Here is a 1,847-nt window from a genome sequence, read left to right as displayed (position 1 = left end):
GCTGATGGCTGCCGCGGCCGCCGCGGGTCAGGGCATCGCGCTCGCGCCGCCGTCGATGTTCGCGCGCGAACTTGCCGCCGAACTGCTCGTCCAGCCGTTCGATATCGAAATCGACGCCGGCCGCTACTGGCTCACCCGCCTGATGTCGCGCCCCGAAACGGATGCAATGGCGCGGTTTCGGGAATGGCTGATCGCGGAGATGGCGTAATCCGGGCAGGGCAATGTTTACGATGAAAACATCAGCGACCGACCTGTGCCTCTCGAAGTTAACAATGATAAGATAACTCTCTGCGCGGCCTTGCGCTGCGCCGGCTTCGGGGTGGTGAGCTGCCATCGTGCACCGCCCCTTTCGTCATCCCGGGCTCGACCCCGAATGACGATGAAAGCGACGGCAACTTCCGGCCGACGACGCCTCTTACCCCATAACCCACTGCCGCCGCGCATAGCCCTGCGCCCAGAGCAGCGCGGTCAAATCATGATGCCGGATCACCGCCGCTGCGGCCTCACCCGCAGCGGGATGCGGATAATAGCCGACCCCTAGCCCCGCCGCGGTGATCATCGGAATGTCGTTCGCGCCGTCACCCACCGCCAGCGTCTCGGCCAGCGGCAGGCCGTGCCGCGCCGCTTCGGCCTTCAGCGTCTCGATCTTCGTCGCGCTGTCGACGATCGGCTCGACTACCCGGCCGGTCAGCTTTCCGTCGCGAATCTCCAGCTCGTTGGCGACCACCTTGTCGAACCCGATCGCCTCGGCCACCGGCCCGGCAAAGGGCATGAAACCGCCCGATATCAGGATCGAATACGCACCGTGCGCCTTCATCGTCTGCACCAGCGTCCGCGCGCCGCGCGTCAGCCGCACGCGCTCCATCCGGCAATCGGCCAGCGTCGCCTCGGGCATGCCGCCGAGCAGCCCGACGCGCTCCTCCAGCGCGGCGCGAAAATCGAGCTCGCCGCGCATCGCGCGCTCGGTGATCGCCGCGATCTGCGGCTTCAGCCCGGCATAATCGGCGAGTTCGTCGATGCATTCGACCGTGATCATCGTCGAATCCATATCGGCGATGATCAGCTTCTTGGTCCGGTCGCCCAGCGGCTGGACGACGATGTCGAGCGCGCCATGGTCCATCTGCGCCAGTTCCCTGCGCGCACTGACCAGGCTGCCCTGAAAAACGATATCGGCCGCGTCATGCTCGTCGAGCCAGTGCGGCGCGCCGACATCGTGCCCCGTCGCGTCGAGCCGGTCGATCGCTTCGCGAACCACCTCGTCGGTCAGCTTCCCGGCTGCTATCAGCGTCGCGACGAACATGGCATCTCCTTCTATCTCTTCGGCGCACAGGCCGCCTCTCGCGCTTATTGCCGGACCCACCGCCAGCGGCAAGAGCGCTTTGGCGGTCGCGCTCGCAAAATCCCTTTGCGAGACAGGCCGTGACGCGCTCGTCGTCAATGCCGACGCAAGTCAGGTCTATGCCGACCTCGCCATCCTGTCGGCGCGCCCGACCGAAGAAGAGATGGAGGGCGTGCCCCACCGCCTTTTCGGCCACATCGACGCCGCCGAAGCCTGCCATGCAGCGCGCTGGGCGGGCGAAGCGCGCGACGTCATCGTCCGGGCGCATGATGCGGGGCAGGTCCCGATCCTCGTCGGCGGTACGGGGCTTTACCTCCGCACCTTGCTTTACGGCATCGCGCCCGTCCCCGAAATCGACCCGCAAGTTCGCGATGCCGTCCGCGCCCTGCCTGTCGCCGATGCCCACGCCGCGCTTGCCGGGGCCGATCCCGAAGCCGCCGCGCGCCTCCATCCTGCCGATACCACCCGCGTTGCGCGCGCGCTGGAGGTGATACGCTCGACCGGCCGC

At 67.2% G+C, this 1,847-nt stretch carries 3 protein-coding genes; 2 read left to right on the top strand and 1 reads right to left on the bottom strand.

All coding sequences use genetic code 11. The features are described 5' to 3' along the window. The coding region (locus tag VN047_RS17935; protein WP_325545078.1) for a LysR substrate-binding domain-containing protein at positions 1-208 on the top strand (208 nt) is incomplete at its 5' end. Positions 209-415: 207 nt separating this feature from the next. On the opposite strand, the gene serB is transcribed toward VN047_RS17935, so the two are convergent. Further along, positions 416-1,300 carry a phosphoserine phosphatase SerB gene (gene serB / locus VN047_RS17930; RefSeq protein ID WP_325545076.1) on the bottom strand — a complete coding sequence of 295 codons (885 nt, stop codon included), beginning with the start codon at positions 1,298-1,300 and terminating at the stop codon, positions 416-418. Here serB and VN047_RS17925 point away from each other — a divergent pair. After that, positions 1,299-1,847 (top strand): tRNA (adenosine(37)-N6)-dimethylallyltransferase MiaA (locus VN047_RS17925; RefSeq protein WP_325545074.1); only part of this gene is annotated, 549 nt, incomplete at its 3' end. The two genes, serB and VN047_RS17925, sit on opposite strands and share 2 nt — an antisense overlap.

The sequence above is a fragment of the Sphingopyxis sp. genome (assembly GCF_035565275.1).
In the GTDB taxonomy this organism is placed as follows: domain Bacteria; phylum Pseudomonadota; class Alphaproteobacteria; order Sphingomonadales; family Sphingomonadaceae; genus Sphingopyxis.
The sequence above is the reverse complement of the archived record's forward strand: the minus strand, read 5'-3'. Positions and strand labels throughout refer to the sequence as shown.

Coding starts and splice junctions, on each gene's coding strand:
- serB (WP_325545076.1), bottom strand. CDS start 1,300: ATGTTCGTCGCGACGCTGATAGCAGCCGGGAAGCTGACCGACGAGGTG.